A 3,486-nucleotide genomic window follows, 5' to 3' on the forward strand; every position below is an offset into this window, starting at 1 on the left:
TCAGCCCTTTTACCCTAGGATTTGAACAAGAGCAAGCGGGACAGCAGCCTCAATCCCTGGAACGAAGTATGGCCGCCCCTGTCCAAAAAGGCAGGGGATCTCCAGGCCGAAGCGAGGAAGCTAGGCAGCATCTGCGGTCGGCGGGTTGTTGTCTGCAGCGGCCCCAGGCTCTGCCGCAGCTACCGGTTTTGCAGCTGCCTCGGCGGTGGCGACGGGGTTGGTTTTGGGTGAAGCTGCAGCTGCTGTCTGGGAAGCAGAGGCGCGGGCAGCTTTTTCCAGCTCCTGGGCTTCCTGAGTTAACTGCGCCTCAAACTCTCTAGCAGCATCCTGTAGGCTGCGCAAGGTTTTAGCTAGGGCACGACCCACCTCTGGCAGCTTGCGCGGCCCAAACACCAAGAGGGCCACTGCAAAGATAACCAGCATTTCTGGCAGCCCAATGCCCAAAAAATTCATAGGCCGTAGGATCCCTTCGCTTCCCTAGCCTGACATCTTTTTGCCCTTGGCCGCAAGCACCTCCCTCCTGCCAGAGTTCTAGCCGCCCAAGTCAATGGAAGGGGAATGATAAAATTGCGCTATACCCGTTCTATTGGCCTAGGCTCGCCCATGCTCCAAGCCCTCCAGAAACTCTTCGGGGATCCCAACGAACGCAAGATCCGCAAGTACCTGCCTACTGTCAAGCTAATCAACTCGCTGGAGATTGAGATTGCCTCCCTTTCCGATGCAGAGCTGAGGGCCAAGACCACCGAGTTTCGCCAGCGCCTAGACAGAGGAGAGTCCCTCGACGAGCTCCTGCCCGAGGCGTTTGCGGTGGTGCGGGAGGCGGCCAAGCGGGTTCTCAACTTGCGCCACTACGACGTACAGCTCATTGGCGGCATGGTGCTGCATGAGGGCCAAATTGCCGAGATGAAAACGGGGGAGGGAAAAACCCTAGTTGCCACCCTACCTGCCTACCTAAACGGCTTAACCGGGAAGGGGGTTCACATCGTAACTGTCAACGGCTATTTGGCCCGGCGGGATTCGGAGTGGATGGGCCAGGTGCACCGCTTCCTGGGCCTGACGGTTGGCCTGGTGCAAGAGGGCATGTCCACCGCCGAGAAGCGGCGCAGCTACCACTGCGACATTACCTACTGCACCAACAGCGAGTTGGGCTTTGACTACCTGCGGGACAACATGGCCACCGACATCAGAGAGGTGATGCAGCGGCCCTTTAACTACTGCATCATCGACGAGGTGGACTCCATCCTCATCGACGAGGCGCGCACCCCCTTGATTATCTCTGGCCAGATGGCCCGTCCCTCCGAAAAGTACCTCAAGGCGGCCCAGGTGGCGCGGGAGTTGATCCGGGACGAGCACTACGAGGTGGATGAAAAAGCCCGCAATATCATCCTCACCGACGAAGGTTTTGAAGCTGCTGAGCGCTTACTGGGGGTCTCCGATCTGTTTGATCCCAAGGATCCCTGGGCGCACTTTATCTTTAACGCTGTGAAGGCCAAGGAGCTCTTTATCCGAGATGTCCACTACATCGTCCGCAACCAAGAGGTAGTGATTGTGGACGAGTTCACAGGACGGGTGCTCCCCGGCCGCCGCTGGTCAGATGGACTGCACCAGGCCATTGAAGCCAAAGAGGGGGTGCCCATTCAAAGCGAGAGCCAAACTCTGGCCACCATCACCTACCAAAACCTCTTCCGCCTCTATCCCAAGCTTGCCGGCATGACGGGCACTGCTCGCACGGAGGAGGCGGAGTTTGTCAAAACCTACAACCTCGAAGTTACTGTTATCCCCACTAACCGACCCATTCGCCGCATAGATGCCCCTGACCTGGTGTACAAAACCGAAAACGCTAAGTGGAAGGCGGTGGTTGAGGAAATTGCCTACATGCACGCCCAGGGGCGCCCTGTTTTGGTGGGAACCACCAGCGTGGAAAAATCCGAACGCCTCTCAGCCATGCTTAAGGAAAGGGGGATCCCCCACAACCTCCTCAACGCCAAGCCGGAGAACGTGGAGCGGGAGGCGGAGATCATTGCCCAGGCGGGGCGCAAAGGTGCTGTAACCATTGCTACCAACATGGCTGGGCGAGGCACGGACATCATCCTGGGTGGCAACGCGGAATACATGGCCCGCCTCAAGCTACGGGAACGGCTAATGCCCAAACTGGCGCAGCTGGATCCCGACGACCCCCTGGGATCTGTCCCCCTAGTGAGCCGCGGCGGCGGTCAGGGGTTTGGCTCAGCCTCACCCAAGCCGAAAAAATCCTGGACGGTGGTCTCTCCCAACTTTTACCCCTGTGAGCTGTCACCCCGCACTAGCCAGGCCCTGGACGAGGTGGTGGCGGCTGCAGTGGCCAAGTACGGCTTAAACCGCCTGCCGGAGCTGGTGGTGGAAGATCTCATCGCAGTGGCCTCGGAGAAGGCACCCGTGCAGGATCCACTGATTTTGCAACTGCGGGAGGTCTACAACAGCATCAAGGCCGAGTACGAAAAGGTCACGGAGGCCGAGCACGAGGAGGTGGTGCGGCTGGGGGGCTTGCATGTCATTGGTACGGAGCGCCACGAATCCCGACGGATTGACAACCAGCTGCGGGGCCGCGCTGGACGGCAAGGAGACCCCGGCTCCTCGCGCTTTTTCCTCAGCCTGGAGGACAACCTGCTCAAGATCTTCGGCGGCGAGCGGGTGGCCAAGCTCATGGACCTGTTCCGGGTAGATGAAGACATGCCCATTGAGCACCCCCTCCTGTCGAAGAGCTTGGAGAATGCCCAGCGCAAGGTGGAAGTGTACTACTTTGACCTGCGCAAACAGGTATTCGAGTATGACGAGGTTCTCAACAACCAGCGGCGGGCTATCTACTCGGAGCGGCGACGCATCCTGGAAGGGGAGAACCTCAAAACCAAGATCCTCGACTACGTGCGCAAGACCGTTGAGGAGATCGTGCAGGCCCACGTCAACCCTGAGCTGCCCCCAGAAGAGTGGGAAATTGACAAGCTAACCGCCAAGATGCAGGAGTTCATCCCCCTGCTCAAGGAAAACCTCAAGGTCGAGGACTTACGAGATCTCTCCTACCAGGAAATTCTCGACTACCTGATTAAACAGGCGGAGCTGGCCTACGAGGCCAAGGAGGCTTTCTTGGATACGTTTGAGCCAGGCCTGATGCGGAAGGCGGAGCGCTTCTTCCTGCTGCAGCAGGTGGATACCCTCTGGCGGGAGCACCTGCAGCAGATGGAGGCCCTGCGGGAAGCGGTGGGCCTGCGCGGCTATGGCCAACGGGATCCCCTCATCGAATACAAGAACGAGGGCTACGAACTCTTCCTCGAGATGCTGGACAATATCCGCCGCAACACGGTGTACAACCTATTTGTCTTTACCCCTCAAATTGTCCAGGTGCCCCAGGCAGCACCCGTGCAAGCAGTGGCCACCGGTTCCGATACGGGCCAGGTGGTAGAGGCCGATTTTACCCACGAGTAGGCAATGCCACGTAACCTCAGTCTTTCT

General features: G+C 58.8%; 2 protein-coding genes. One reads left to right on the forward strand and one right to left on the reverse strand.

The window, feature by feature from the left end; genetic code table 11:
- Positions 1-120: 120 nt before the first annotated feature.
- Entirely contained in the window at positions 121-453 is a 333-nt protein-coding gene (locus NW827_RS01905; RefSeq protein ID WP_414403103.1) for a TatA/E family twin arginine-targeting protein translocase, read from the reverse strand.
- A gap of 150 nt (positions 454-603) precedes the next feature.
- Between NW827_RS01905 and secA the strand changes: the two genes are divergently transcribed.
- Positions 604-3,459 carry a preprotein translocase subunit SecA gene (gene secA / locus NW827_RS01910; protein WP_414503282.1) on the forward strand — a complete coding sequence of 952 codons (2,856 nt, stop codon included), beginning with the start codon at positions 604-606 and terminating at the stop codon, positions 3,457-3,459.
- The last annotated feature ends 27 nt before the right edge of the window (positions 3,460-3,486 follow it).

The sequence above is a fragment of the Synechococcus sp. H70.1 genome (assembly GCF_047502705.1).
Lineage (GTDB): Bacteria > Cyanobacteriota > Cyanobacteriia > Thermostichales > Thermostichaceae > Thermostichus.